The following is a 22,613-nucleotide window of genomic DNA, read 5'->3' as shown; positions in this document are numbered from 1 at the left end:
CGGCATGAACGGGGCCCTGCGTGGTCACGCTCCGCTGCCGCCTCCGGGCCTGACCGTTCATGCCACGAACTCCACGTTGGACACCGACAGCCCCGCATCGCCACGCGACACGGTGACCCGGAACCGGTAGTACCTGGTCTGCGGCTCGGCCTGCCCCGCGTTGGTCAGCGTCTGCTTGGCGGCGACCAGCACCCGTCCGGAGCGATCGTCGTCGCTTTCCAGCGCGGCCTCGACGATCTCGCCGCTGGAGACCACTTTGGCCTGCTGCACGATGCTGGTGAACGGATCGACGCGGCCATCGAACTCGGTCTTGAACTCCCCCGAGGCCAGCGAGAGGATCCGGTCGATGTCCTGCTTGGCCGTATCGGCGCGGATGGTGGTCAGGTTGACGATCGCCTGCCTGGCGGTTTCCACGTATTCGGCTCGGCGCTCGTCACGTTCGTGCGCCGCGTGCAGCGCGACAACCGACACGACCGCACCGGCCACGAGCGCGACGACCAGCAAGGCCGCGGCGGCCGCGGCGACGACACGCGGGACCCCGCGCCGTTTGTTTCCTTCGGGCTCGGCCGGTGTTGCCTCGGAGTCCGGTTCGGCGTCGGTTTTCGTCACGGACACTTTCGCCGCGGGGACGCTCGAGTCGGCGGTGACCGGCGCCGGGACGGGCGACGCCTTCGGCTCGGCCGCAACCGAACTCGTAGCGCCGTCCGCGACGCCGGTTTCCGCCGCGGCGGCAGGGTCCTTCGCGACCACGGTCCGCGCGCCACCGGTCGCGTTCTCCTCGACCGGCGGCCCGGCCGAGCGCACCGCACGCCGCCGCGCGCGGTGACCTTCTCCGTTGCTCTCACTCATCGTTGCTGCTCCTCGAGCATCGCCTGCCAGCTCGACGGTACCGCGCCCGAACCGCCCGGTCCGATATCGCCCTGTCGGTAGGTACGCCCGTCGGTGCCGATGTACACGCCGGTGGCCGGGTCGTACGACCGTGCGGCGGCTGGTGTGCCGCCACCGTAACTCGCGGGTGCGACGACCGGGGGCTCGCTCGCGGGCGCGGCGGCGGGCGCCACCGGACGCGGCGGCCCGAACGGCGGGTTGTCTCCGATCGGAACGTACCCCGTGCGGCACAGTTCCGGTGTCGGGGCGCGCACACCGGGCACCTCGGCGCACGGCGTGTTGCGGATGCCGCGCACCGCTTCGGGTGCGTCCTGTGGCACCTTGCAGTACAGGCCCGGCGGCGTGTCCGGGGTGTCGAGTTCGCTCGGCGAGCGCCGCTGGTCGGGCGGGAGGAAGCCCGTCGTGCACGCGGGCGGGTCGTTGACCAGCGCCATGAAGTCGACCAGCGCGCCGTATTCCAGCGGACCGCGGACGGCGGTCAGCAGCGCGGCGACCAGCGGCGGATAGACCACCAGGATCTGTTCCAGCCCCGCGTGATACGTGACGGCGACCTGACCGACGCTGACCAGATTCGACAGCAGCAGCGGCAGCGTCGGCCGCAGGTCCTCGAACAGGTTGGTCACCCGCTGCATCGAGGACGGGCCCTCGCGCAGGATTCCACGCAGCGCGGGGTCGTGACCGCGCAACTGGTCGGTGACCGTCGCGAGATCGGCCGTCCAGGAACGGATCGCGGCGTCCGAGCGGGTCTGGGTGTCCAGCAGCGGCCCGATCCGGTCAAGCAGCTGTTTCGTCGGTTCCGCGTTGGCCTGCGCTTCCTGCACCAGCAACGACGCGGAATCGATGAACCGTTGCAGGTCCGGTCCCGCGCCGTTGAACGCGAGGAACGCCTCGTCGATGACCTGTTTCAGCCGGGTGTCCGCGACGCTCGACAGCAGCCGGTCGGCCTGGTCGAGCAGCGCGCCGACGTCTTGCGGCAGCTTGGTGCGCTCCACCGGGATCACGCTGCCGTCGCGCAGATTTCCGCCCGTGCGGTTCTGCGCGGGCACCAGGTCCACGTATTGCTCGCCGACCGCGGAGACGCTGCGCACCCACGCGTCGACATCCGAGGGAATCTTGTAGTCGCTGGCGATGGACAGCTTCGCGTCCACGCCGACCGGCGTCAGCCGGACCTCCTTCACCACACCGACGTTCGTGCCACGATAGGCGACGTTGGCCGTCGGGTAGAGACCACCGGTCGCGGCCAGCTGCACGGTGACCTCGTAGCGCCCGATGCCGAACATCGCGGGCAGTTTGACGTAGGTGCCGCCCATGACCACCAGGCCGATCACCGTCAGCACGGAGAAGATGATCAGCTGGGTACGGACGAACCGGGTGAGTGTCACTGTCCTGGACCCCCTCGCGGCGCGGTGTTGCCCGGCATGGGCACGGTCAACCCGGGAATGGCGGGAATGCCGGGGATCGGCGGGAGTCCCGGGATGGTCGGGGCGGGCTGGCTCGCCGCGGGCGGCGGCGCCTGCAACGGACCCGTGGCCGGGTCGCCGTTCTGCGCTGCCGTGCCGGGCGCGAAGCTGCCGAGCGCGCCTTCCACGCCGCCGAACCGTCCGCCCAGCGGCGTTCCGGTGAGGAAGTTCGAATCCAGCCGCTTACCGGTGATGTCCACGGTCATGAACAGGTTGAGGTAGTCGCCCTTGATCGCGTGGTCCAGGTTCTTCATCGGGAACGGGAAGGTGGCCAGGATCTTCAGCGCCTCGGTCAGATCGCTGCCGGTGTCCGACAGCGACTTCAGCGCCGGCACGAGGCTGTGCAGGTTGGCCTTCAAGTCGTCGCCGCTCGCCGCGACGATGCGCCGTACGACGTCGCTCAGCTCGCCCAGCGCGGTGATCGCCCTGGTGATGTTCGCGCGGCGATCGGCCAGCACGGTCAACGCCGGATGGATCTGCTCGATCGCCTTCGCCACCACGTCGCGCTGCTCGGCGAGCTGACCGCCGAGCCGGTCCAGTCCGCTCATCGCGGCGATGATGTCGCCGGTCTGGCGGTCCAGATTCGTGGTCAGCTCGTTCAGCTGCGGCAGCAGGTCCCTGATGGCGTCCTCCCGCCCGGTGAACGCGGAATTCAGCTCGTGGGTGATGGTTTCCAATTGCGCGACGCCACCGCCGTTGAGCACCACCGACAGGGAGGACAGCACCTGCTCGGTGGTCGGATAGGTTCCCGCACGCGCGAGCGGGATGACATCGCCCGCCTTCAACTGGCCTCGGGGGGGCTGATCGGTCGGCTCGGAGAGCTCGAGATGGTTGGAGCCGAGCAGACTGGTCTGCCCGATCTTGGCGACGGCGTTCGCGGGCAGGTGCACGTCCGGGTTCAGCGAGACGGTGACCAACGCGTGCCAGTCCTCCACCTCGATCTTCGAGACGGTGCCGACCGCGACGTCGTGCACCCGCACCGGCGAATTCCTGGTCAGCGTGGTGACGTTCGGCATCTCGACGCGCACCTCGTAGGAGCCGGGCGCGGTGCCCTCGGTGCCGGGCATGGGCAGCGAATTCAATCCGTCCCACTGACAGCCGGTGACGCCGAGCGCCACCGCCAGCCCCGCCGCGACGGCGGCGGTGCGGCGCATCCGCCGCCTCGGCATCATCGCCCTCCTCCTGTCAGGCCGGGGATGGCCAGCCCGGCGAGGCCGTCCGGGATGCTCACCGGAGCGGGCTGCGGCTGCGCCGGATTCTGGCTCGCCACCCGCCCGGCCAGGCTGGGATCGGAGTACACCAGCTGATCGGGGAACGCGGTCACGCCGCTGGCCGGGTTCGTCATGATCGGCACGTAGTTCATGCTCAGGCTGTTGATCACCGGCGCCAGGTACTGCGCGCACAGGTCGGCGCTGCGATCGGCGTCGTTGGTCTCCAGCGCGCGGACCGAACCGCACAGGAAACCGAGCGGGTCGGCCGGGTTGTTCAGCGCGATCGCGCCGGTCAGGGTGCCTTGGGCCGGTTTGTAGATCTGGTAGAAGTTCACCAGCGCGGTCGGGCCGGAGTGCAGGACGCGTTCCAATTCCGGTCGCTTGTCGACCAGCACTTGGGTGGCGTCGGCCAGCCGCTGCACGCCCTCGGTGAGTTCCGCGCCGCTGCCCGCGATGAACCGGCGCACGTCGACGATCGCCGCGTCCAGGTTGTCCAGGCCTGCGCCGAGATCCGAGGAGACCCCGGCCAGCACCGAGGACACCGACGCGAGCCTGCCTTCGAACTGCACGATCTGCTCGTTGCTCGCCGACAGCACGTCGACGAACTTCTGCAGGTTGCGCACGGTGCCGAACAGGTCGGTGCGGCCGTCCGACAGCGTGTTCAAGGTGGCCGACAGCTCCCGCAGGGTGTCGCGGAACCGCTGCCCGTTGCCGTCGAGGTTGTTCGCGGCGGTGTCGACGAAGCGGCCGAACGACCCCTGTTTGTCGTCGCCGACCGGGCCGAGCGCGGTGGCCAGCTTGGACAGCTCGGCCTTGATGTCGTCCCACTCGACCGGCACCGCGGTGTGCTCGATCGGGATCACGCTGTTGTCCTTCAATTTCGGACCGCCGGTGTAGGCGGGCGCGATCTGGATGAAACGCGCCGAGACCAGCGAAGGCGAGATGATCACCGCCTTCGGGTCGGCGGGTACGTCGACTCCGCGATTCAGGGTCATGGACACCTTCACCCGATCCGCGCCGGGCTCGATCGCGTCGATGCGGCCGACCTTGACGCCGAGCACCCGCACGTCGTCGCCCGCGTACAGGCCGGATGTGGAGGTGAAATAGGCGGTGACCTTGGTGGTCCCGATCCGGGTTATGCCGTTCCACGCGACCGCGACCACGAGGGCCGCTACGACCACTCCGGCCAGCACCAACGCCCAGCGAGGTAGTTTCCGTACGATATTCACCGCGGCGGCTCCTGTATCGCGGGTTCGATCGATGGGGGCGGCGTGAGGTAGCTCTGCAGATCACTCGGCAGGTGCTGCGGCCACACCAGCGCGTCCACCAGCGGTTGCAGCGTCTTGCTCGCCGCGTTGATCACGTAGGCCTGGAAGTAGGGACCGCTGCCGACCTGCTCACCCAGGGCCGCGGCGAACGGTCCGAGCCCGTCCAGCGCGTCGGCGAGATTCTGCTTGTTGCGCTGCAACAGCGCCAGCACCGAATTCAGTTTGTCCAAAGCGGGTTTCAGCTGCGCCTCGTTGTCGGCGACCAGGCCGGAGAGCTGCTGGGCGAGGCCGTTGACGTAGACGATCAGCTGCCCGAGGGCGGTGCGCCGCCGGTCCAGCTCGCCGAGCAGCTCGTTGCCGTCCAGCAGCAAAGCGCTGATCTGGTTGCCCCGGTCGGCGAGGATCTTCGTCACGTTCTGCGCCCGCTTCAGCAAGTCCGTCAACGCTTGATCGCGCGCGTTGATGCTGCGGGAAAGCGCGGTGACGCCGTCCAGCGCCGAGCGCAACGGCGCGGGCGTGTCGGCGAAGGTCGCCGAGAGCGCGTCGAGGGTCTGGTCGACCCGGTCCAGGTCCAGATCGTGCACCGTGCCCGCCAAGTCGCTCAGCGCCTCGTTGAGCGAATACGGCGATGTGGTCCGCTCGAGCGGGATGGTGTCCTCGACGCGCAGCGCGCCGGTGCCCGACGGCGTCACCTCCAGTGACTTGCGGCCGAGCACCGTGTTGGTCTTGATCGCCGCCGAAGTCTTCTCACCGAGCACGATCGACTCCGCGAGAGTGAACCGGACGAGCACTTTCGCGCCGTCCAGGCTGACGTCCTCCACGCGACCGGACCGGACGCCCGCCACCTGGACCGGGTCGCCGGGCAGCAGGCCGCCCGCGTCGGCGAAATAGGCGGTGAACGTCGCGCCGGAACGGATGAACGGCAGCCGGTCGAATTGCAGGGCCGACAGCGCCACCGCCACCGCGAGCACGAGGCCGACGATGCCGATGGTGATGGCGGGTGATCGCTGCTCTTTCATCGGTTGTCCGCACACCTTCCGGTAGTCTGCGCCCCGGGCATGTTGATCTTCATCGTCTGGCCGTTCGGGCCGTCCACCAGGAAGTTCGTCGAGCAGACGTAGAGCTGGAGGAAGGAGCCGTATGAGCCGATGCGGATCAGCTGGCGATAGGTCGACGGCAGCCGGTCCAGCACCCACTGGACCGTGTCCGACCCGGCGTCGAGATTCGTGGCCAGACGTCCGGTCTGCTCGATGGTCCCCCGCAGATCGGGGCGGGCTTGGGAGAGCAGATCGGTCAGGTCGCCGGTGGCGCCGGCGATGCGCGGGATCGCGTCGCCGATCTGGTCTTTGTCGGCGGCCAATCCGCTGATCAAGCGTTGTAATTCGGCGATCGTGGTGGCGAACTGGTCGCCGCGCTCATCGATGGTCTGCAGGACCGCGTTGAGGTTGTTGATCACGCTGCCGATCAGGGCGTCCCGGTCGGCGAGCGTCTTGGCGAACGAGCCGCCGCTGTTGAGCAGGGACACCAGCGTGCCGCCTTGGCCCTGGAAGATCTGCAGCAGCGCGTTGGTCAGGTCGTTCACCTGGCCGGGGTCCAGTCCGCGCAGCAGCGGCCGGAAACCGCCGAGCAACATGTCCAGATCGAGGGCGGGCGCGGTCTGTTCCTTGGCGATGGTGCCGCCCGGCTGCAAGACGCGGTTGGAGCCGGGGCCCTCCGACAGCTCGAGATAGCGGTCGCCGACCAGGTTCTCGTATTTGATCGCCGCACGAGTGCTGGTGAGCAGCCGGTACTTGCGGTCGACATCGAACTCGACGTGCGCGAGATAGTCCTTGCCGACCTTCACCGACTTGACCGAGCCGACCGCCACGCCCGCGATGCGCACCTTCGCCCCGGGCAGCATGCCGGACGAACTGGTGAACACGGCGTGGTAGCCGTTCTCCCGCGCGAAGCGCATCTGACTGAACACGACCGCCAGGCCTGCGAAGATCAGCGTCATCACCAGGGTGAAGATGGCCAGTTTGACGGTGGTCGCGGTGTTCTTCACGGGCGCGGCACCCCCGGTAGTCCGGCGAACAGAATCTGGAAGATCTTCGGCGGGTTGACACTCAGCGTCGTCGACGGTGTGTACACATGCCCTTCCGAGGTGTCGGTGACGACATAGTCCGAGTGGCTGCCCGGCACCCGGTCCAGGATGCCCGCGCACTGCGGGCCGCCGGTCGCGTTGACCTTGGGCAGATCCTCCGGGTAGGTGTACGGCTTCGCGCCGTACATGAAGCCGGTGTTCAGCGCGACGCCTTCCTGTAGGCCGCCGAAGACCGCCTCACCCATCGGCAGCGCCTTGCCCAGGCCGCCGATCAAGCAGTACAGCGCGGGCGCGTACTCATCGAGCAATCCGGTGGTCGGGCGCAGCAGATCCAGCGCCGTGCCGAGCTGATTCTCGTTGTCGCGCAGGACCGATCCGGTGGTGTCGGCCAAGCCGGTGAGATTCACCAGCACGTTGTCCAGGCTGTCCTGTTCCTGGGTCAGGGTCTTGCTGGTGACCGTGAAGTTGTCCACGGTGCGCAGCAGGTCGTTCACCGAGTCCGCGTACAGGTCGGTGACCTGGCCGGTCTTCGCCAGATCCTGTTGCAGCGTCGGCAGATACGGGTTGATGTCGCGCAGGTAGGCGTCACTCTGCTCGAGCAGTTCGCCCAGTTTCTCCCCGCGGCCCTGCAGCGCGGTGCCCAGCGCGGACAACGTCGCGTTCAGCTTCTCCGGCTCGATCTTGGCGAGCACGTCGGACAGGTGCTGGAACAGCGTGTTGAACTCGACGGTCACCCGCTGCGCGGTGACGACCGCGCCAGGTTGCAGCGAAGTGGTCGCCGGCTGCTGCGGGACGATGAAGTTGACGTACTTCGCACCGAACACCGTGGTGGACCTGATGTCGACGTCCGCGTTGGACGGCACCAGCTTCAGCAGTTCCGGATCGAGGGCCAGCTTCAACCTGGCGCCCTCGTCGGTGTGGTCGACCGAGGCCACCCGGCCGATCTCCACACCGCGTACCTTCACCTTGGCGTCCGGGTCCAGCACCAGGCCGCTGCGCGGCGCGTCCACCGTCACGGTGGCGGTCGGCGTGAACCCGCCCACGAACATGACCAGCGCGACCGCCACGATCGCGACCAGCGCCAGTACCATCGCCGCCCCGGCCAGTTTCAGGCCGAGCCCGCCGCGCAGCGCCCGCACCAGGCGGTTTTCCGTTTGCTTCGATTCCGCCATGTCGCTTATCCGGAGAGATGGAAGTTGCCGGAGGTGCCGTAGATGGCCAGCGAGATCAACAAGGTCACCGTGACCACCGCGACCAGCGAAGTGCGCACCGCGTTGCCCACCGCGACACCCACGCCGACCGGCCCGCCCGCGGCGTTGTAGCCGTAGTAGGTGTGGATCAGCATGACCGCCAGTGCCATGAAGATCGCCTGGGCGAAGGACCAGAGGATGTCGCTCGGGATGAGGAACGTGGAGAAGTAGTGGTCGTAGACGCCCGCCGACTGCCCGTAGATCACCACGGTGGCGAACCGGCTGGCCAGGAACGAGGCGATCACCGCAAGCGCGTAGAGCGGGACGATCGCGATCATCCCGGCCAATACGCGGGTGCCCACCAGGTAGGGCACCGGCCGGATCGCCATCGACTCCAGCGCGTCGATCTCCTCGGCGACCCGCATCGCGCCCAATTGCGCGGTCGAACCGGCCCCGATGGTGGCCGCCAGGCCGATGCCGGAGATCACCGGCGCCGCGATCCTGACATTGATGAACGCCGCGAAGAAGCCGGTCAGCGCCTCGACGCCGATATTGCCCAGCGAACTGTAGCCCTGCACGGCGATGGTGCCGCCCGCGAAGAGGGTCAGGAACCCGACGATCACCACCGTGCCGCCGATCACCGCCAGCGCGCCGGTGCCCATGCTGATCTCGGCGATCAGCCGGATGGTCTCGGTCCGGTAGTGCACCAGCGCCCGTGGAATGGCACCGAGTGCCTGGGCATAGAAAACGGCATGCTTGCCCACCGAATCGAGCGAATCCGACATCCGGCGCACCCGTCGAACGGTACGGGGGAAGCGTGATTCGATTACGAAGGCCATCGGATCACCGCGCCGTGAACTTGATGCCGACGGCGGTGACCACCACGTTCACGACGAACAAGGCCATAAAAGCGAAGACCACGGTCTGATTCACCGCATCACCGACACTCTTGGGTCCGCCTTTGACATTAAGGCCCAGATAGCAGGCGACCAGTCCGGCGATCAGCCCGAACAATCCGGCTTTCACCTCCGAAATGATCAACTCGGGCAGATGGGTGAGCAGCGTGATGCCATTGACGAACGCGCCGGGGTTCACGTCCTGCAGAAACACCGAGAACAGAAATCCGCCGACGATGCCGATGGTGCACACCAGGCTGTTGAGCATCAGTGCGACGAACATCGAGGCGAGCACCCGGGGCACAACCAAGCGGTGCACCGGATCGATGCCCAGCACCCGCATGGCGTCGATTTCCTCGCGGATGGTGCGTGCGCCGAGGTCGGCGCAGATCGCGGTCGCGCCCGCCCCCGCGACAATGAGCACGGTGACGATCGGCCCCACCTGGGTGACCGCACCGAACGCCGCACCCGCTCCGCTGAGGTCGGCCGCGCCGATCTCCCGCAACAGAATGTTCAGCGTGAAGCTCACCAGAACGGTGAACGGAATGGCCACCAGCAATGTCGGCACGATCGACACCCGCGCGATGAACCACGACTGATCGATGAACTCGCGCCATTGAAAGGGTCTGCGCACGCTGGCGCGTGCGACATCGGCGGTGAGTTCGAAGAATCCGCCGACGGCCCGCAACGGCACGGCAAGGACCTCGTTCATCCGCGATCCTCCTTGCTCACCGGCGTACACAGCACACGGCGCGAATCTCACCGTGGCCGCACCGCCGCAACGATTAGAACATGTTCACCGTGTTGCCGGTACCACTTTTCACACATTTGAAGTGCAATTTTTCGAAAGATCGGCATATAAATTTGGAACCGGTGTCAGCGAGTGATGATCCCACCTTTGTGAGTGAGACATAACCCGTCCCTATGTCTACCAAGCACCGATCCCATGATCAACAGTTGGACAGCTGATCAGTTGAGCGCTCGCGGCGAGCCGCCGCGGCTCACCCCAACTCGGTCAGCGAAGAGGCCGAGAAGGTCCGCCCATCGGGGCGCTCGGCGAAGTAGCCGCCCAGCGTGTCGGCCAGATCCCGCGGCGACCACTCCCCCGCGGCCGCGTCGAACCGGCGCTCGACGACGGGCGCCGCCATGAGCGCCACCATCCCCCCGTAGACGACGAACAGTTGGCCGTTGACCGCGTCGGCCGCGGGCGAGGCCAGATAGGCCACGAGCCGGGCCACGTGATCGGGCGACAGCGGATCGGGCTCCCCCTCCGGGGCGGGACTGAACACCGCCTCGGTCATCGCCGTGCGCGCCCGCGGGGCGATCGCGTTGGCGCGCACGCCGTAGCGCGACAGCGCCCGCGCTGCCGAAAGGGTCAGCGCGGTGATGCCCGCCTTCGCGGCGCCATAGTTGGCCTGTCCCTCCGGGCCCAGCAAGCCGGCCTCCGAGGAGGTGTTGACCAACCTGCCGTACACCGGCGCGCCCGCCTGCTTCGACTTGCCGCGCCAGTAGGCGGCGGCATTGCGCGACAGCAGGAAATGGCCGCGCAGATGCACCGCGAGCACCGCGTCGAAGTCCTCGTCGGACATGTTGAACAGCATCCGGTCGCGGGTGATGCCCGCGTTGTTGACCACGATGTCGACCGAGCCGAACGACTCCTCCGCGGCGCGGATCAGCGCGTCGGCGGTGGCGCGCTCGGCGATGCTGCCCGCGACGAACTCCGCCTTGGCGCCGAGCGCCCGGATCGCGCCGAGCGTGTCGGCGACCGCGTCGGACTCCGCGAGGTCGTTGACCACCACGGACGCGCCGGCCCCGGCCAGCGCGAGCGCTTCGGCCCGCCCAAGTCCGGCGCCGCCGCCGGTCACGATCGCTACTCGGCCCGCCAGGCTCAGCTCATTGCTCACGCGGCCGACTCTAGAACGTGTTCCAACTTACGGCAAGAGTCCTTCACTGCAGCCGCAGCGCCGCCTTGGGGCACTGCGCGACGGCATCCTGGACATCGGCGAGCCGATCGGCTGGCACATCGGCGTTCGCGATGTGCAGCACGTCCTCGTCATCGAGTTCGAACACGTCGGGGGCGATTCCGACACATATTCCATTAGCTTCGCACTGGTCTGGATCGACACTGATCTTCATGGCAACTCCTTTACCACCACTCTGGCCGAAGCCTAACAAGCCGATCCGCTCCACCGGGGCGTCATCGGGGGGATTCAGTATCAATACTGGAACATGTTTCAGTCCATATGCAATGATCGGGGGAACCCGATCCGAACGAAGGCTCGGTCCTACCCACCCCGCCGACTCCGCAAGCTCCGTCGGCCGACCATCCCCCATGAGGTATTGCCATGCGCATTGCGTACACGCCGCAACAGGAGCAGCTGCGCTCGGAACTGCGCGACTACTTCGCGCGGCTCATCACCCCCGAGCGCCGGGAGGCCCTGAGCGCGCAGACCGGCGAGTACGGGCAGGGCAACGTCTACCGCGAGGTGGTCCAGCAGATGGGCCACGACGGCTGGCTGGCGCTGGGCTGGCCCAAGGAGTACGGCGGGCAGGATCGCCCCACCATGGATCAGCTGATCTTCACCGACGAGGCCGCGATCGCCGGCGCGCCCGTGCCGTTCCTGACCATCAACTCGGTGGCGCCCACGATCATGCACTACGGCAGCGAGGAACAGAAGAAGTTCTTCCTGCCCAAGATCGCGGCCGGTGAACTGCACTTCTCCATCGGCTACTCGGAGCCGGGCGCGGGCACCGACCTGGCCAGCCTGCGCACCGCCGCGGTGCGCGACGGCGACGACTACGTGATCAACGGCCAGAAGATGTGGACCAGCCTGATCGCCTACGCCGACTACGTCTGGCTGGCGGTGCGCACCGACCCGACCGCCAAGAAGCACAAGGGCATCAGCATGCTCATCGTGCCGACCACCGCCGAGGGCTTCTCCTGGACGCCCGTGCACACCATGGCTGGGCCGGACACCAGCGCCACCTACTACCAGGACGTGCGGGTGCCCGCGAGCGCGCTGGTCGGCCAGGAGAACGGCGGCTGGGCGCTGATCACCAATCAGCTCAACCACGAGCGCGTCGCGCTCACCTCGGCCGCGCCGCTCGCGCTGGCCCTGCGCCAGACCGTCGAGTGGGCGAGCAACACCAAGGCCGGTGACGGCTCCCGCGTGATCGATCGCGAATGGGTGCAGCTCAACCTGGCCAAGGTGCACGCCAAGGTCGAGTACCTCAAGCTGCTGAACTGGGAGATCGCCAGCCGGGCCGACGCGGGCGGCGACGCGGCTCCGCGCCCGTGGGACGCCTCCACCTGCAAGGTGTACGGCACCGAGCTGGCCACCGAGGCGTACCGGTTGCTCATGGAGGTGCTCGGACCGCAGGCCTACCTGCGCCAGGACTCCCCCGGCGCGGAACTGCGCGGCCGTCTGGAGCGCATGCACCGCGCCGCGCTCATCCTGACCTTCGGCGGCGGCACCAACGAAGTGCAGCGCGACATCATCGCCATGACCGCCCTCAAGCAGCCTGCCGCGGCGCGCTGATCGAAAGCAGGTAGAACGCCATGGATTTCACCCCCACCGAAGCCCAACTCGATCTCGGCCGGCTGACCGGCGAGGTGTGCGGCAAGCTCGTCACCGCCGACCGGCTGCGCGAACTCGACACCGCCGACGAGCGATTCGATCAGCAACTGTGGAACTCGCTGGCCGAGACCGGCGTGCTCGCGGCCGCGCTGCCCGAGGCGGTCGGCGGCAGCGACCTCGGCTCGCTCGAGCAGACCGCCATCCTGCGCGAGCTGGGCAAGCACCTCGCGGCCGTGCCGTACCTGTGGTCGATCGCGCTCGGCGCAGGCGCGCTGGCGCGGTTCGGTTCCGCGGCACAACAGGAGCTGGCCACGCAGGCGGGCGCGGGCAGCGTCATCCTGACGGTCGCGCTGGCCGAGGAGCGCAACTGGGAACCCGCCGCGCCGACCACGACCGCGGTCGAGACCGAGGACGGCTGGCGGCTGACCGGCGCCAAGACCACCGTGCCCTTCGCGAACCGGGCCGAGCGAATTCTGGTGCCCGCCGGCGTCTCGGGGACCACAGCCGTGTTCCTGGTCGATCCCGCGGCGGCGACCGTGACCGCGCAGCAGGTGGTCGACCGCAGCCCCGAATTCGCGGTCGAACTCACCGATACCCCCGCCGAACTCGTCGGCACGGTGGACAGTGGCGCGGAGATCCTGGACTGGATCCTCACTCGCGCCTGGCTCGGTCTGAGCGCCCTACAGCTCGGCACTCTGGAACGGGCGCTCGAGCTGGTCGCCGACTACGCCAGGGAGCGTGAGCAGTTCGGCAAGGCGGTCGGCAGCTTCCAGGCGGTGGCGCAGCGGCTCGCCGACGCCTACATCGACGTCCAAGGCCTGCGCCTGGCGGTCACCCAAGCGGCATGGCTGCTGTCGGAGGACCTGCCCGCCGCCGAAGCAGTGCACACCGCCAAGTTCTGGGCCGCCGACGCGGGCCACCGCGTCGCGCACACCGTCGTCCACGTGCACGGCGGCGTCGGCATCGACCGCGACCACATCGCGCACAACTACTTCACCGCCGCCAAACACAACGAGTTCGCCCTCGGCGCGGGCACCGACCACCTGCGCGCCCTCGGCGCGTTGCTGGCCGGCTGAGAGCGGCACAGTAGAACGATCCGGCCCGCACGACAGCACGTCGTGCGGGCCGAATCCGTTGCGCCTCAGGTGAGTCGCCGGTTCAACTCCGCGCTCACCCGCAGTACGTAGTCGGCAGCGTCTTCGAACGCTGCACGGCGCCGATCCGCATCCGAGCCGAAGCTCCGGACATGCGGCCGCTCCGTCACGGAGCAGCAGGGATCGGCGGTCATTGTTCGAACGCACCGCCTCCACCAACGAATTGCCGCGATGTGGCACGATATCGCGGCCATTTCCCGACTGTCGCGCTGATTCACCCCGATTTCCGACTCGGCTGCGGCTCGACCTGGAGTTCCTCAACCGGGGTGGACGTCAGGTAGCGCTGGAGAGTGGGGCCTACCTCGGCGATGATCTGGTCGCTGGTCAGCGCTACGACCGGGGGCAGGCACAGAACGTAGCGGCACAAGGCGAGGCCGAGCATCTGCGTGACGATCAGGCCGCCCCGGCGCGCGGCATCGGCGGGATCACCGAAGCGCAGGACGGCGGGAAATACCTGCTGGGCGAAGATGTCGCGGACGCGTTCGGCGACCGCCTCGTCGGTGATCGACGAACGCAGCAGCGTCAACAGCACCTCCTTGTTCGGCTGCTCCTCCCAGATTTCCAAGAAGCGGCGCACCAGCTGCTCGCCCAGGGTGTCCGGGTCCGCGGAGCCGAGGTCGGGCAGATCGAGACGGACGTCGACCGCCGCCGCGAAGAGGCCGTCTTTACTCCCGAAGTACCGCATGACCATGGACGGGTCGATGTCCGCGTCCGCGGCGATGGCGCGAATGGTCGCCTTGCGGAAACCTTCGGCGGCGAACCGCGCGCGGGCCGCCTCCAGAATCGCCGCACGCGTCGCGTCCGAGCGCCGAGCAGGGGCTGGGTCAGGCTCTACGGTCATGCCAACAAGTGTAGGCCAACAACTGTTGACTTCCTAGCGCGAGCCGCGCTACGGTTATGTCAACAAACGTTGGCCTACAAACGTTGACCTGAGGAGTTCCGATGAACGCCACCCCGAACCCGCTGCCCGCCGCCACCTCCGTCGTGATCGTCGGCGCGGGTCCCGCCGGACTCACCGCCGCCGTCACGCTGGCCGACGCGGGCGTGGATTTCGTCCTCCTGGACCGGCTGAGCGAAGGCGCGAACACCTCCCGCGCCGCGGTCGTGCACGCCAGGACACTGGAAGTACTCGAGCAGCTCGGCATCGGGGACGAACTGGTCGCGACGGGCGACATCGTCGCGCGCTTCACCGTCCACGACGGCGGGCACACCTTGGCGACCATCGGGTTCGACGGGCTGCCGACCCGCTACCCCTACACCTTGATGACACCGCAGGACACCACCGAGGCGGTGCTGCTGAAGCGACTGCGGAAAGCGGGCGGCGACGTGCGGCGGCCGTACCAGGTCACCCGAGTCGCGGAGGAGAACGACGGCGTCACGGTCGAATACACCGACGAGGCGGGCGCGCCCGGCAGCATCCGCGCCGACTACGTCATCGGGACCGACGGCATGCACAGCATCGTGCGGGAGCAAGCGGGGATCGGGTTCACCGGCGCGACGTACCCGGAATCCTTCGTCCTCGCCGACGTGCGGATGGATTGGCCTATCGCGCGCGACGAAGTCGCCCTGCACCTCTCACCGGAGGGCGTCATGGTGGTCGCGCCGCTCCCCGACGAGAAGGAGCCGAACCGCTTCCGCGTGGTCGCGACCCTGGAAACGGCGCCCGAGCACTCGACCACCGAGGACCTCCAGAAGCTCTTGGACGCCCGCGGCCCAGGCGGCACGGTTCGGGTTCACGAGGTGCTGTGGAGCTCGCGCTTCCGCGTGCACCACCGCGTCGCCGACCACTACCGCAGCGGCCGCGTCCTGCTCGCCGGTGACGCCGCCCACGTGCACAGCCCGGCGGGCGGCCAGGGCATGAACACCGGAATCCAAGACGCCGCCACCCTCGGCCCGCTGCTGGCCCGCGTGCTGGCCGGCGAGCCGGACACCTTGCTGGACGACTACGAAACCACCCGCCGCCCCGTCGCCCTCGGCGTGGTCTCGTTCACCGACCGCATGACCAAGATGGCCACCCTGCGCGCACGCCCCGCCCGCACCCTGCGCAACCTGACCCTCACCACCCTCGCCCGCATCCCCACCTTCCGCCACCGCCTCGCCTACCAACTGTCCGAACTCGCCAACCGCTGAACTACTTCAGAAGTCGGGTAGAATAGCCCTATGACCGCGAAGAGTTTCCCCTTCAGCGACCTGATTCGTAAACAGACGTCTGTATTTCCCGCCTTGGACGACGCCGACGTCATCTTGGAACGCCGCGACGCGGAGAATCTGGTGCTGTCCCGCTCGGAGCGGTTCGAGGCCAAGGAGGCCGCGACGCGGCTGCTCGCCCGCACCCTCGCCATCATCGCCCGGTCGAACCGGTCGTTGGCGGAAGAGGTGTTCGCCGAAGAACTCCCGTGGTTGAAATGGTTGCCCGAAACCGGTCGCACCGAGGCGGTGAGCGAATTGCTGGATCAGCTCATCGCCGGTGCCGACACCGGATTGTTCATTCCGTTCGCGCGTGATCTGGCCGCTTGGCGCAGCACCGCCGAGATCTATGCTCAGCCAGAACTGGCACGCCGACTGACCGGGCCGTTCGACCCGGCGGAATTCACCGAGGTCTCCCGACCGGGAACGGCGGAATGAAGCTGCACCGAGGCGATGAGATACCGCGCCCCAATCCGTGGCGGGTTGTCGTACACAGCTCGAATGCCGCGCGCGGATGGGCAGAGTTGCTGGCACAGGCACCGGGAAACCTCGATCGCGCATGGTCGACATCACGAGCGACCCTCGAAGCACGGCGAATCCTTCCCGGCAGCACCGGCTGAAGTACGAGCTCAAATCGGTCAAGCTCGGCGGCACGGAATTGGAGCAATGGCAGTACGAGATCACCGGAGGCGGCCGGATCTGGTACGCGATCGATGACGCCAACCGCACCATCTATCTGACACTCGCCGGCACGGGGCATCCCCGGCAGACCGATCGACGGCGCTGATGCCGTCACGGTGGCCACCACGGGGTGGCGCGGTGGCCGACCGTGCTGATAGATCCCTATTTCGCGCTCGCCACGGCGTTGTCGTCGGCGGGACGGGAGAGGGCCTGTTCCTTGGCCCAGCGGTAGTCGGGCTTGCCCGCGGGGGAACGCTTGATCTCGTCGACGAACCACAAGCTGCGGGGGAGTTTGTACGGCGCGATCTCCTGGGTGAGCATGGGGCGGAGCTCTTCCAGGGTGGGGCGGGACTCGCCGCGGCATTGCACGACCGCGACCACTCGCTGGCCCCAGCGCTCGTCCTCGATGCCCACGACGAGGGCGTCGAAGATCTCCGGATGCGTCTTGAGCGCGCCCTCGACCTCCTCGGGGTAGATCTTCTCGCCGCCGCTGTTGATGCTGACCGAACCGCGGCCGAGCATGGTGACCGTGCCGTCCTCCTCGACGCGAGCGAAGTCGCCGGGGATGGCGTAGCGGACGCCGTTGAACTCCTTGAAGGTCGCCGCGGTCTTGACCTCGTCCTTGTAGTAGCCGAGCGGGATGTGCCCGCGCCGGGCCAGGATGCCGACCGCGCCGGAGCCGGGTCGCACCGGGTTGCCGTCCTCGTCGAGCACCTCGGTGGACGCGTCGATCTTCACGCGCGGACCGCCGGTGTGCGTCGCGCCCTTGGCGACGATGGCGATACCGCCGAAACCGGTCTCCGACGAGCCGATCGAATCGGAGATCATCCGGTTGGGCAACAGCTCGAGGAACTGGTCCTTGAGCGCGGGCGAGAACAGCGCCGCACTGCTTGCCATCACGTACAGGCTCGAAAGATCATAGGGCTGACCGGTTTCCGGATTGCCCTCGATCAGCGCGTCGAGCATCGGGCGGGCCATGGCGTCACCGGTGATGAAGATCAGATTGATCTTGTGCTGATCGATGGCCTGCCACACGCCGTGCCCGGAGAACTCCGGAAGCATCACGGCTTTGCCGCCGCCGAACAGGCTGTGGAAGGTGGCCCACTGCGCTCCGCCGTGGATCATCGGCGGGATCGGGAACCGCACCATCGGCGGGCTGCCCGCACCGACCTTGGCCAGCTCCCACTCGTCCTGGACGTATTCGCCGGTGATGAAGTTGATGCCCGCGCCGAGCACGCGCCACACGTCCTCCTGGCGCCACATCACGCCCTTGGGCATGCCGGTGGTGCCGCCCGTGTAGACCATGTACAGGTCGTCCGGGGAACGCTCGCCGAAGTCGCGCTCGCCCGAGGACTGCGCGATCGCCGCCTCGTATTCCACCGAATCCGCTGCGGTGGCGATCGTGCCGGTCGTATCGTCGTCGACGACGATGACGGTGCGCAGCTGCGGGGTCTTGGAACGAACGGCGGCGACCCGGTCGCTGTAGCGCCGCTCGTGGATCAGCGCAACCATGTCCGAGTTGTCGAAGATGTACTGCAACTCGTTCTCGACGTAACGGAAGTTCACGTTGATCATCACGGCCCGCGCCTTGAAGATCGCGACCATGGCCTCGACGGCCTCGATCGTGTTGCGTGAGTAGATACCCACCTTGTCGCCCGGCTGTACTCCCTGTTCTTGCAGGTAGTGAGCGAGACTGTTGGCCCGCTCCTCCAACTGGGCGTAGGTGACCTCGCGGCCGTCGTCGGCCAGCGCGACGCGGTCGGGCATCAGGTCGATGGCATGTTCGACAAGGTCCGCTATGTTGTAGCTCACAGCCATAAAAATAGAACGTGTTACTGTTTCTGACAAGGCTCGAAGTCAGGAGAATCAGCGATGCCGCACTGCCTTGTCGAGAAGCGCGACCACGTCCTCATCGTCACCATGAACCGGCCCGAGGCGCGAAACGCGCTGTCCGGCGAGATGATGGCGATCATGAAAGACGCCTGGAACCAGGTGGACGACGATCCGGACATCCGGGTCGCGATCCTGACCGGCGCGGGCGGCGCGTTCTGCGCGGGCGCCGATCTCAAGGGCATGACCTCCGAGCACCCCGGCGACACCATCGACGGCGGCGGCTGGAATCCGGCCAAGCTCGAGGCGCTGCTCAAAGGACGCAGGCTGACCAAGCCGCTGATCGCGGCGGTCGAGGGCCCCGCCATCGCGGGCGGCACCGAAATCCTGCAAGGCACCGATATCCGCGTGGCCGGGGAGAGCGCGAAATTCGGCGTTTCCGAGGCGCGTTGGGGCCTGTTTCCGCTGGGCGGCTCGGCGGTGCGGCTGGTCCGCCAGATCCCTTACACCGTCGCCGCCGAGATTCTGCTCACCGGACGACACCTGACCGCCGCCGAGGCCAAGGAGATCGGCCTGATCGGGCACGTGGTGCCGGACGGCACGGCGCTGGACAAAGCGCTGGAGATCGCGGAGCAGATCGCCGCCAACGGCCCGCTGGCCGTGCAGGCCATCCTGCGCACCATCCGCGAGACCGAGGCCATGCCGGAGGAGGACGCCTTCCAGATCGACGCCAAGCTCGGCATGTCCGTATTCCGCTCGGCCGATGCCAAGGAAGGGCCGCGCGCGTTCGCGGAGAAGCGCAAGCCCTCTTTCACCGGAAACTGAGTTCCCGGATCGAGCCCTACGCCCCCGATGCACGACCAGTGCACGCGCATCGGGGGCGACCCCTCGCCGGGCTCAGTTCGCGCCCGGGTAATCCATCCAGAACGGCTCCCACTGGTGACCGTCCGGGTCGATGAAGGTGCGGCCGTGCATGCCGACCTGCGCCTCCTGCGCCCGCTTGTCCTCGTTCACCTCTTCGGTCGCGCCCGCGGCGAGCGCCGCGTCGGTCAGGCTGTCGACCTCCTCGGCGCTGCCGAGCGCGAGCGCGTACGCCGCGTTGATCGCCGCCTTGGTGTCGGCCACCGGACGCTTGCTGAAGGTGGTGAAGAAATCCCTGATGAGCAGCATCAGGCAGATGTTGTCGTCCACCACGATGCAGGCCGCGTTGTCGTCGGTGAAGTCATGGTTGACCTTCCAGCCCAGCGCTTCGTAGAACGCCATCGATCGGTGCAGATCGGCGACCGGGAGATTGATGAAGATCATCTTGCTGCTCATGGCCTCTTCCTCTCGAGCAAATTCTTTTCGTGTCACCGGATATGACGGTCCGCGAGCGGTCGATTCATCGCCGCGACGACCGTGACACGCCCCACAGGCCGGCCAGGTTTAATGATCTTGATCAGTGCGGCACTCGAGTTGAACAGCCTGTTTCTTGTCGGTGGCCTGTGGCAGGGTGGCAGCCATGAACGACTCGCCCGGCTCCCCCGACGGCCTCGCTCCCGATCTGCTCGCCGCGTTCGAGACCCATCGTCGGGAGCTGTGCGCGTACGCCTACCGCATGCTCGGCTCGTCCTTCGAAGCGGAGGACGCGGTGCAGGAGACCCTCACCCGGGCATGGAAGTCCTACGATTCGTTCGAGGGCCGCGCCAGCCTGCGCTCCTGGCTGTACAAGATCACCACGAACGTCTGCCTGGACATGCTCGACGGTCCGCAGCGCCGCGCCCGGCCGATGGATCTGTCCGGTCCGTCGCGACCGGATTCGCCGTTGCCCGCGCCCCAACCGGATTACGTCTGGATCGAGCCGATCCCGAACGCGCTGGCCTTCGGCGCCGATCCGGCCGAGCACGCCAGCGCCAAGGACACGCTGCGCCTGGCCTTCGTCGCCGCCTGCCAGCACCTGCCCGCCACCCAGCGCGCGATCCTGATCATGCGCGAGGTGCTGCGTTTCTCCGCCAACGAGACCGCCGAGGCACTCACCATGTCGCCCGCGTCGGTCAACAGCGCACTGCAACGGGCGCGCGCCACCATGTCCAAGGTCCAGCCCGCGGCCACCGACACCTATGACGAGACCGACGACGACCAGCGCAGACTCGTCGACAATTTCGTCAAGGCGTTCGAGGACTACGACATGGATACGCTCACTTCGCTGCTGAAAGCGGATGTGGCGCTGTCCATGCCGCCGATCGAGCTGTGGGTCTCCGGCCCGGAGAACGTGGCCGAGTTCATGCTCGGCACCGGAAGCGCCTGCCGCGATTCGCGATTGGTCCGGCTGGAAGGCGCCAACGGCCTGCCCGCCTTCGGCCACTACAAGCCGAGCGACGAGCCGGGCGTGTGGGTGCCGTGGTCGATCACGGTGCTGGAACTCGACGGCGACACCATCGCCGGACTGAATTTCTTCCTCGACACCGAGAAGTTGTTCCCGCTGTTCGGCCTCGCGCCGGAACTCCGCGAAAGCGTCTGACTCGCACGGTCACGGTCGGGGCGTACGGGCGTCCAGCGCCTTGCGGATCAGCTCCCGTGCAGCGTCGCCGGTCGCGGACTGACCGGCCAGGACATCGAACGTCCGGTGATACACCGCTATCTCTCGCGGCTGAGTGATCGACAGCTCTGCTGTTATGTTTTCGACCAGGACACGGCTTGAATCGAACATCAGAAACGACGTGGTAGCCGTCTCGAACGGTGCCAGCATCGGCACGATACCGAGCGTCACACGTGGCATACCTTGGACGGCTAAGAGCCGGTCGAGCTGGCCGGCCATCGTCTGAGCGTCGCCAACGGTGGTATACAACGCTTGTTCACCAAGGACGAAGTGGAACAAGTGATCCCGCTGATACAAGACTTGTTGCCGCTGCAACCGCTTGGATACACCCGCGTCCAGATCGTTCGGAATCTGCTGGAACTCGATTACCTTCCGCAGGATGCCCGCCGCGTAGTCGGCGGTCTGTAGAAGACCGGGAACCAAAACCGGTTCAAACGATCGGATGATCCGAGCTTCGGATTCCCACTTGATCGATGCTTGCTGTCTGCGCTTGGTTCCGGTACCGAGAATCTTCCGCCACTCGAGGTACGCGGTATCGATGCTCTGCCGCGCCGCGTGGAGGTCTGCTAGTTGGTCACCCGCGTTGCAGTGTCGGCAGTACACCGAGATGTCCTCTAGAGACGGGCGTATCCGGCCGTATTCGATCTTTGAGACCTTGCTTGGGTCCCATCCGCTACGGCGTGCCAACTCCGCACCGGACAACCCGGCGGCAACGCGAATACCTCGGAGTTGCGCCCCGAGATACTCGCGCTGCTGGTCAACTGAACCGGTCACTGTGTGACGTACTCCGGAAACGGAGTGGCAAGAGGCCAGAACCGGGCTCGGAGCCCGCGACAGTATGCGGCAATGTGCGGGTCGGTAGTTGCCGCACCGGACCAACCTCCGGACTCCCCGAACGCTGAGAAGACCACTGTTTCGTCATCAAGTAGCCAATAGTCGTCCGGAGGGACTTCCCCGGCATGATGCCGGGGAAGATATCGAATGTCTTCGCCTGCCCGTACATTGAGCGCTGCCACGGCAAGCGCGAACCGGGTGTAGTCGGTGTGCGGTTCGGTGACGATTCGTACCCGTGTGACCGCTACACCCCGGCTGGTCGTCTTCTCTACAAGCTCGGTCCACGGCTGGAACCATGCGTAGTCATCCGGCTCGTCTGCCAGGAATCGCCGGAACGGTTCATGCTCGTTCGGTTCGGCGTACGAGTCGAGCACTTCGAGGTGAAACGCTTCCCGCTTGCAGGTCCGGAGTAGGTCCGGGAACCCTTCATCGGGCACTAGCAGCACCGTAGAACGTCCTTTCCAGCTTCGGAACCTCGATAGCAGTTTCATCGTCAGCGATGTCGAGCTGGGCGAGTAGTTCCGGTTCAGTGACCGGCCGACCGGTGAGCCGGAATGTTCCCCGGCCGGTGTCGGTCAACGTCGCACCGATGAACGTATCCGGTTCCAAGAACCCGAGTAGCAGGTGTGGCAACTCGACTGTATCGGCCCGGTCCGTTTTCCATGCTTGGACGACGTACCTGCCAGGGTCGTTCGTCAGCAAGGTAGGGCATCCGTTGTTAGTGCTTCCGCCTTTGCCCAGAAAACCTAACGGCATCTGTAGTACCTCCGGATCA

23 protein-coding genes are annotated in these 22,613 nt (G+C 67.1%); 7 read left to right on the top strand and 16 right to left on the bottom strand.

Going from position 1 to position 22,613, the window contains the following annotated elements:
- Positions 1–57: 57 nt before the first annotated feature.
- The 11 genes from ACWEH3_RS29070 to ACWEH3_RS29020 form a co-directional block, all read right to left on the bottom strand.
- A complete protein-coding gene (locus ACWEH3_RS29070) occupies positions 58–849 on the bottom strand; it encodes a hypothetical protein (protein ID WP_450022501.1) in 792 nt (263 codons plus the stop codon).
- Entirely contained in the window at positions 846–2,270 is a 1,425-nt protein-coding gene (locus ACWEH3_RS29065) for an MCE family protein (RefSeq protein ID WP_397275138.1), read from the bottom strand. The genes ACWEH3_RS29070 and ACWEH3_RS29065 overlap by 4 nt, the downstream gene beginning before the upstream one ends.
- On the bottom strand, positions 2,267–3,520 hold the full coding sequence (locus ACWEH3_RS29060; RefSeq protein ID WP_450022498.1) for an MCE family protein: 1,254 nt from the start codon (positions 3,518–3,520) through the stop codon (positions 2,267–2,269). Before ACWEH3_RS29060 ends, ACWEH3_RS29065 begins: the two co-directional genes overlap by 4 nt.
- On the bottom strand, positions 3,517–4,788 hold the full coding sequence (locus ACWEH3_RS29055) for an MCE family protein (RefSeq protein ID WP_450022496.1): 1,272 nt from the start codon (positions 4,786–4,788) through the stop codon (positions 3,517–3,519). The genes ACWEH3_RS29060 and ACWEH3_RS29055 overlap by 4 nt, the downstream gene beginning before the upstream one ends.
- Complete coding sequence (locus ACWEH3_RS29050; protein ID WP_450022494.1) at positions 4,785–5,846, bottom strand: MCE family protein; 1,062 nt, start codon at positions 5,844–5,846, stop codon at positions 4,785–4,787. Before ACWEH3_RS29050 ends, ACWEH3_RS29055 begins: the two co-directional genes overlap by 4 nt.
- Positions 5,843–6,871, bottom strand: coding sequence for an MCE family protein (locus ACWEH3_RS29045; protein ID WP_450022492.1), 1,029 nt, complete (start codon positions 6,869–6,871; stop codon positions 5,843–5,845). The genes ACWEH3_RS29050 and ACWEH3_RS29045 overlap by 4 nt, the downstream gene beginning before the upstream one ends.
- Positions 6,868–8,082, bottom strand: a complete 1,215-nt coding sequence (locus ACWEH3_RS29040) for an MCE family protein (RefSeq protein WP_450022490.1) — start codon at positions 8,080–8,082, stop codon at positions 6,868–6,870. The genes ACWEH3_RS29045 and ACWEH3_RS29040 overlap by 4 nt, the downstream gene beginning before the upstream one ends.
- A 5-nt stretch (positions 8,083–8,087) precedes the next feature.
- Positions 8,088–8,939 (bottom strand): MlaE family ABC transporter permease, encoded by an 852-nt coding sequence (locus tag ACWEH3_RS29035; protein ID WP_355076901.1) that lies wholly within the window; start codon positions 8,937–8,939, stop codon positions 8,088–8,090.
- A 4-nt stretch (positions 8,940–8,943) separates the two neighbouring features.
- Positions 8,944–9,708 carry an MlaE family ABC transporter permease gene (locus tag ACWEH3_RS29030; protein ID WP_355076899.1) on the bottom strand — a complete coding sequence of 255 codons (765 nt, stop codon included), beginning with the start codon at positions 9,706–9,708 and terminating at the stop codon, positions 8,944–8,946.
- Between the two features lie 289 nt (positions 9,709–9,997).
- Entirely contained in the window at positions 9,998–10,900 is a 903-nt protein-coding gene (locus ACWEH3_RS29025) for a 3-oxoacyl-ACP reductase (RefSeq protein WP_450022487.1), read from the bottom strand.
- 43 nt (positions 10,901–10,943) lie between these two features.
- Complete coding sequence (locus ACWEH3_RS29020) at positions 10,944–11,132, bottom strand: ferredoxin (RefSeq protein WP_355076896.1); 189 nt, start codon at positions 11,130–11,132, stop codon at positions 10,944–10,946.
- A 209-nt stretch (positions 11,133–11,341) separates the two neighbouring features.
- Here ACWEH3_RS29020 and ACWEH3_RS29015 point away from each other — a divergent pair, with 209 nt between their 5' ends.
- Positions 11,342–12,535, top strand: coding sequence for an acyl-CoA dehydrogenase family protein (locus ACWEH3_RS29015; RefSeq protein ID WP_450022485.1), 1,194 nt, complete (start codon positions 11,342–11,344; stop codon positions 12,533–12,535).
- Positions 12,536–12,555: 20 nt separating this feature from the next.
- The gene (locus tag ACWEH3_RS29010; protein WP_450022483.1) at positions 12,556–13,650 is read left to right on the top strand and encodes an acyl-CoA dehydrogenase family protein; all 1,095 of its coding nucleotides are present in this window, start codon (positions 12,556–12,558) and stop codon (positions 13,648–13,650) included.
- A 292-nt stretch (positions 13,651–13,942) separates the two neighbouring features.
- On the opposite strand, the gene ACWEH3_RS29005 is transcribed toward ACWEH3_RS29010, so the two are convergent.
- Positions 13,943–14,569: a TetR/AcrR family transcriptional regulator gene (locus ACWEH3_RS29005; protein ID WP_450022481.1), complete on the bottom strand. Its 627-nt coding sequence runs from the start codon at positions 14,567–14,569 to the stop codon at positions 13,943–13,945.
- A 101-nt stretch (positions 14,570–14,670) separates the two neighbouring features.
- Here ACWEH3_RS29005 and ACWEH3_RS29000 point away from each other — a divergent pair, with 101 nt between their 5' ends.
- The 3 genes from ACWEH3_RS29000 (at position 14,671) to ACWEH3_RS28990 (ending at position 16,702) form a co-directional block, all read left to right on the top strand.
- Complete coding sequence (locus ACWEH3_RS29000; RefSeq protein WP_450022479.1) at positions 14,671–15,858, top strand: FAD-dependent monooxygenase; 1,188 nt, start codon at positions 14,671–14,673, stop codon at positions 15,856–15,858.
- Between the two features lie 30 nt (positions 15,859–15,888).
- Positions 15,889–16,353 carry a hypothetical protein gene (locus ACWEH3_RS28995; protein ID WP_450022477.1) on the top strand — a complete coding sequence of 155 codons (465 nt, stop codon included), beginning with the start codon at positions 15,889–15,891 and terminating at the stop codon, positions 16,351–16,353.
- Between the two features lie 121 nt (positions 16,354–16,474).
- Positions 16,475–16,702 carry a hypothetical protein gene (locus ACWEH3_RS28990; RefSeq protein WP_450022475.1) on the top strand — a complete coding sequence of 76 codons (228 nt, stop codon included), beginning with the start codon at positions 16,475–16,477 and terminating at the stop codon, positions 16,700–16,702.
- A gap of 56 nt (positions 16,703–16,758) precedes the next feature.
- Here the strand turns inward: ACWEH3_RS28990 and ACWEH3_RS28985 are convergent, their stop codons facing one another.
- Positions 16,759–18,408: an acyl-CoA synthetase gene (locus ACWEH3_RS28985; protein WP_450022473.1), complete on the bottom strand. Its 1,650-nt coding sequence runs from the start codon at positions 18,406–18,408 to the stop codon at positions 16,759–16,761.
- Positions 18,409–18,468: 60 nt separating this feature from the next.
- Here ACWEH3_RS28985 and ACWEH3_RS28980 point away from each other — a divergent pair, with 60 nt between their 5' ends.
- The gene (locus tag ACWEH3_RS28980) at positions 18,469–19,251 is read left to right on the top strand and encodes a crotonase/enoyl-CoA hydratase family protein (RefSeq protein ID WP_450022471.1); all 783 of its coding nucleotides are present in this window, start codon (positions 18,469–18,471) and stop codon (positions 19,249–19,251) included.
- Between the two features lie 72 nt (positions 19,252–19,323).
- On the opposite strand, the gene ACWEH3_RS28975 is transcribed toward ACWEH3_RS28980, so the two are convergent.
- Positions 19,324–19,743: a VOC family protein gene (locus tag ACWEH3_RS28975; protein WP_450022469.1), complete on the bottom strand. Its 420-nt coding sequence runs from the start codon at positions 19,741–19,743 to the stop codon at positions 19,324–19,326.
- 184 nt (positions 19,744–19,927) lie between these two features.
- Here ACWEH3_RS28975 and ACWEH3_RS28970 point away from each other — a divergent pair, with 184 nt between their 5' ends.
- Positions 19,928–20,926 carry a sigma-70 family RNA polymerase sigma factor gene (locus ACWEH3_RS28970; protein WP_450022467.1) on the top strand — a complete coding sequence of 333 codons (999 nt, stop codon included), beginning with the start codon at positions 19,928–19,930 and terminating at the stop codon, positions 20,924–20,926.
- A 9-nt stretch (positions 20,927–20,935) separates the two neighbouring features.
- Here ACWEH3_RS28970 and ACWEH3_RS28965 read toward each other — a convergent pair whose 3' ends face one another.
- Together ACWEH3_RS28965 and ACWEH3_RS28960 are read right to left on the bottom strand one after the other, a co-directional pair.
- A complete protein-coding gene (locus ACWEH3_RS28965; RefSeq protein WP_450022465.1) occupies positions 20,936–21,778 on the bottom strand; it encodes a helix-turn-helix domain-containing protein in 843 nt (280 codons plus the stop codon).
- Positions 21,775–22,275 (bottom strand): DUF6879 family protein, encoded by a 501-nt coding sequence (locus ACWEH3_RS28960; RefSeq protein ID WP_450022463.1) that lies wholly within the window; start codon positions 22,273–22,275, stop codon positions 21,775–21,777. The genes ACWEH3_RS28965 and ACWEH3_RS28960 overlap by 4 nt, the downstream gene beginning before the upstream one ends.
- Between the last annotated feature and the right edge of the window lie 338 nt (positions 22,276–22,613).

The sequence above is a fragment of the Nocardia sp. NPDC004718 genome (assembly GCF_053601535.1).
The sequence above is the reverse complement of the archived record's forward strand: the minus strand, read 5'-3'. Positions and strand labels throughout refer to the sequence as shown.

What these genes read in the sequence shown, in the direction of transcription:
- ACWEH3_RS29070 (WP_450022501.1), bottom strand. Translation starts at nt 849, where the DNA reads ATGAGTGAGAGCAACGGAGAAGGTCACCGCGCGCGGCGGCGTGCGGTG.
- ACWEH3_RS29060 (WP_450022498.1), bottom strand. Translation starts at nt 3,520, where the DNA reads ATGATGCCGAGGCGGCGGATGCGCCGCACCGCCGCCGTCGCGGCGGGG.
- ACWEH3_RS29050 (WP_450022494.1), bottom strand. Translation starts at nt 5,846, where the DNA reads ATGAAAGAGCAGCGATCACCCGCCATCACCATCGGCATCGTCGGCCTC.
- ACWEH3_RS29040 (WP_450022490.1), bottom strand. Translation starts at nt 8,082, where the DNA reads ATGGCGGAATCGAAGCAAACGGAAAACCGCCTGGTGCGGGCGCTGCGC.
- ACWEH3_RS29035 (WP_355076901.1), bottom strand. Translation starts at nt 8,939, where the DNA reads ATGGCCTTCGTAATCGAATCACGCTTCCCCCGTACCGTTCGACGGGTG.
- ACWEH3_RS29030 (WP_355076899.1), bottom strand. Translation starts at nt 9,708, where the DNA reads ATGAACGAGGTCCTTGCCGTGCCGTTGCGGGCCGTCGGCGGATTCTTC.
- ACWEH3_RS29020 (WP_355076896.1), bottom strand. Translation starts at nt 11,132, where the DNA reads ATGAAGATCAGTGTCGATCCAGACCAGTGCGAAGCTAATGGAATATGT.
- ACWEH3_RS29015 (WP_450022485.1), top strand. Translation starts at nt 11,342, where the DNA reads ATGCGCATTGCGTACACGCCGCAACAGGAGCAGCTGCGCTCGGAACTG.
- ACWEH3_RS29010 (WP_450022483.1), top strand. Translation starts at nt 12,556, where the DNA reads ATGGATTTCACCCCCACCGAAGCCCAACTCGATCTCGGCCGGCTGACC.
- ACWEH3_RS29005 (WP_450022481.1), bottom strand. Translation starts at nt 14,569, where the DNA reads ATGACCGTAGAGCCTGACCCAGCCCCTGCTCGGCGCTCGGACGCGACG.
- ACWEH3_RS29000 (WP_450022479.1), top strand. Translation starts at nt 14,671, where the DNA reads ATGAACGCCACCCCGAACCCGCTGCCCGCCGCCACCTCCGTCGTGATC.
- ACWEH3_RS28995 (WP_450022477.1), top strand. Translation starts at nt 15,889, where the DNA reads ATGACCGCGAAGAGTTTCCCCTTCAGCGACCTGATTCGTAAACAGACG.
- ACWEH3_RS28990 (WP_450022475.1), top strand. Translation starts at nt 16,475, where the DNA reads ATGGTCGACATCACGAGCGACCCTCGAAGCACGGCGAATCCTTCCCGG.
- ACWEH3_RS28980 (WP_450022471.1), top strand. Translation starts at nt 18,469, where the DNA reads ATGCCGCACTGCCTTGTCGAGAAGCGCGACCACGTCCTCATCGTCACC.
- ACWEH3_RS28975 (WP_450022469.1), bottom strand. Translation starts at nt 19,743, where the DNA reads ATGAGCAGCAAGATGATCTTCATCAATCTCCCGGTCGCCGATCTGCAC.
- ACWEH3_RS28970 (WP_450022467.1), top strand. Translation starts at nt 19,928, where the DNA reads ATGAACGACTCGCCCGGCTCCCCCGACGGCCTCGCTCCCGATCTGCTC.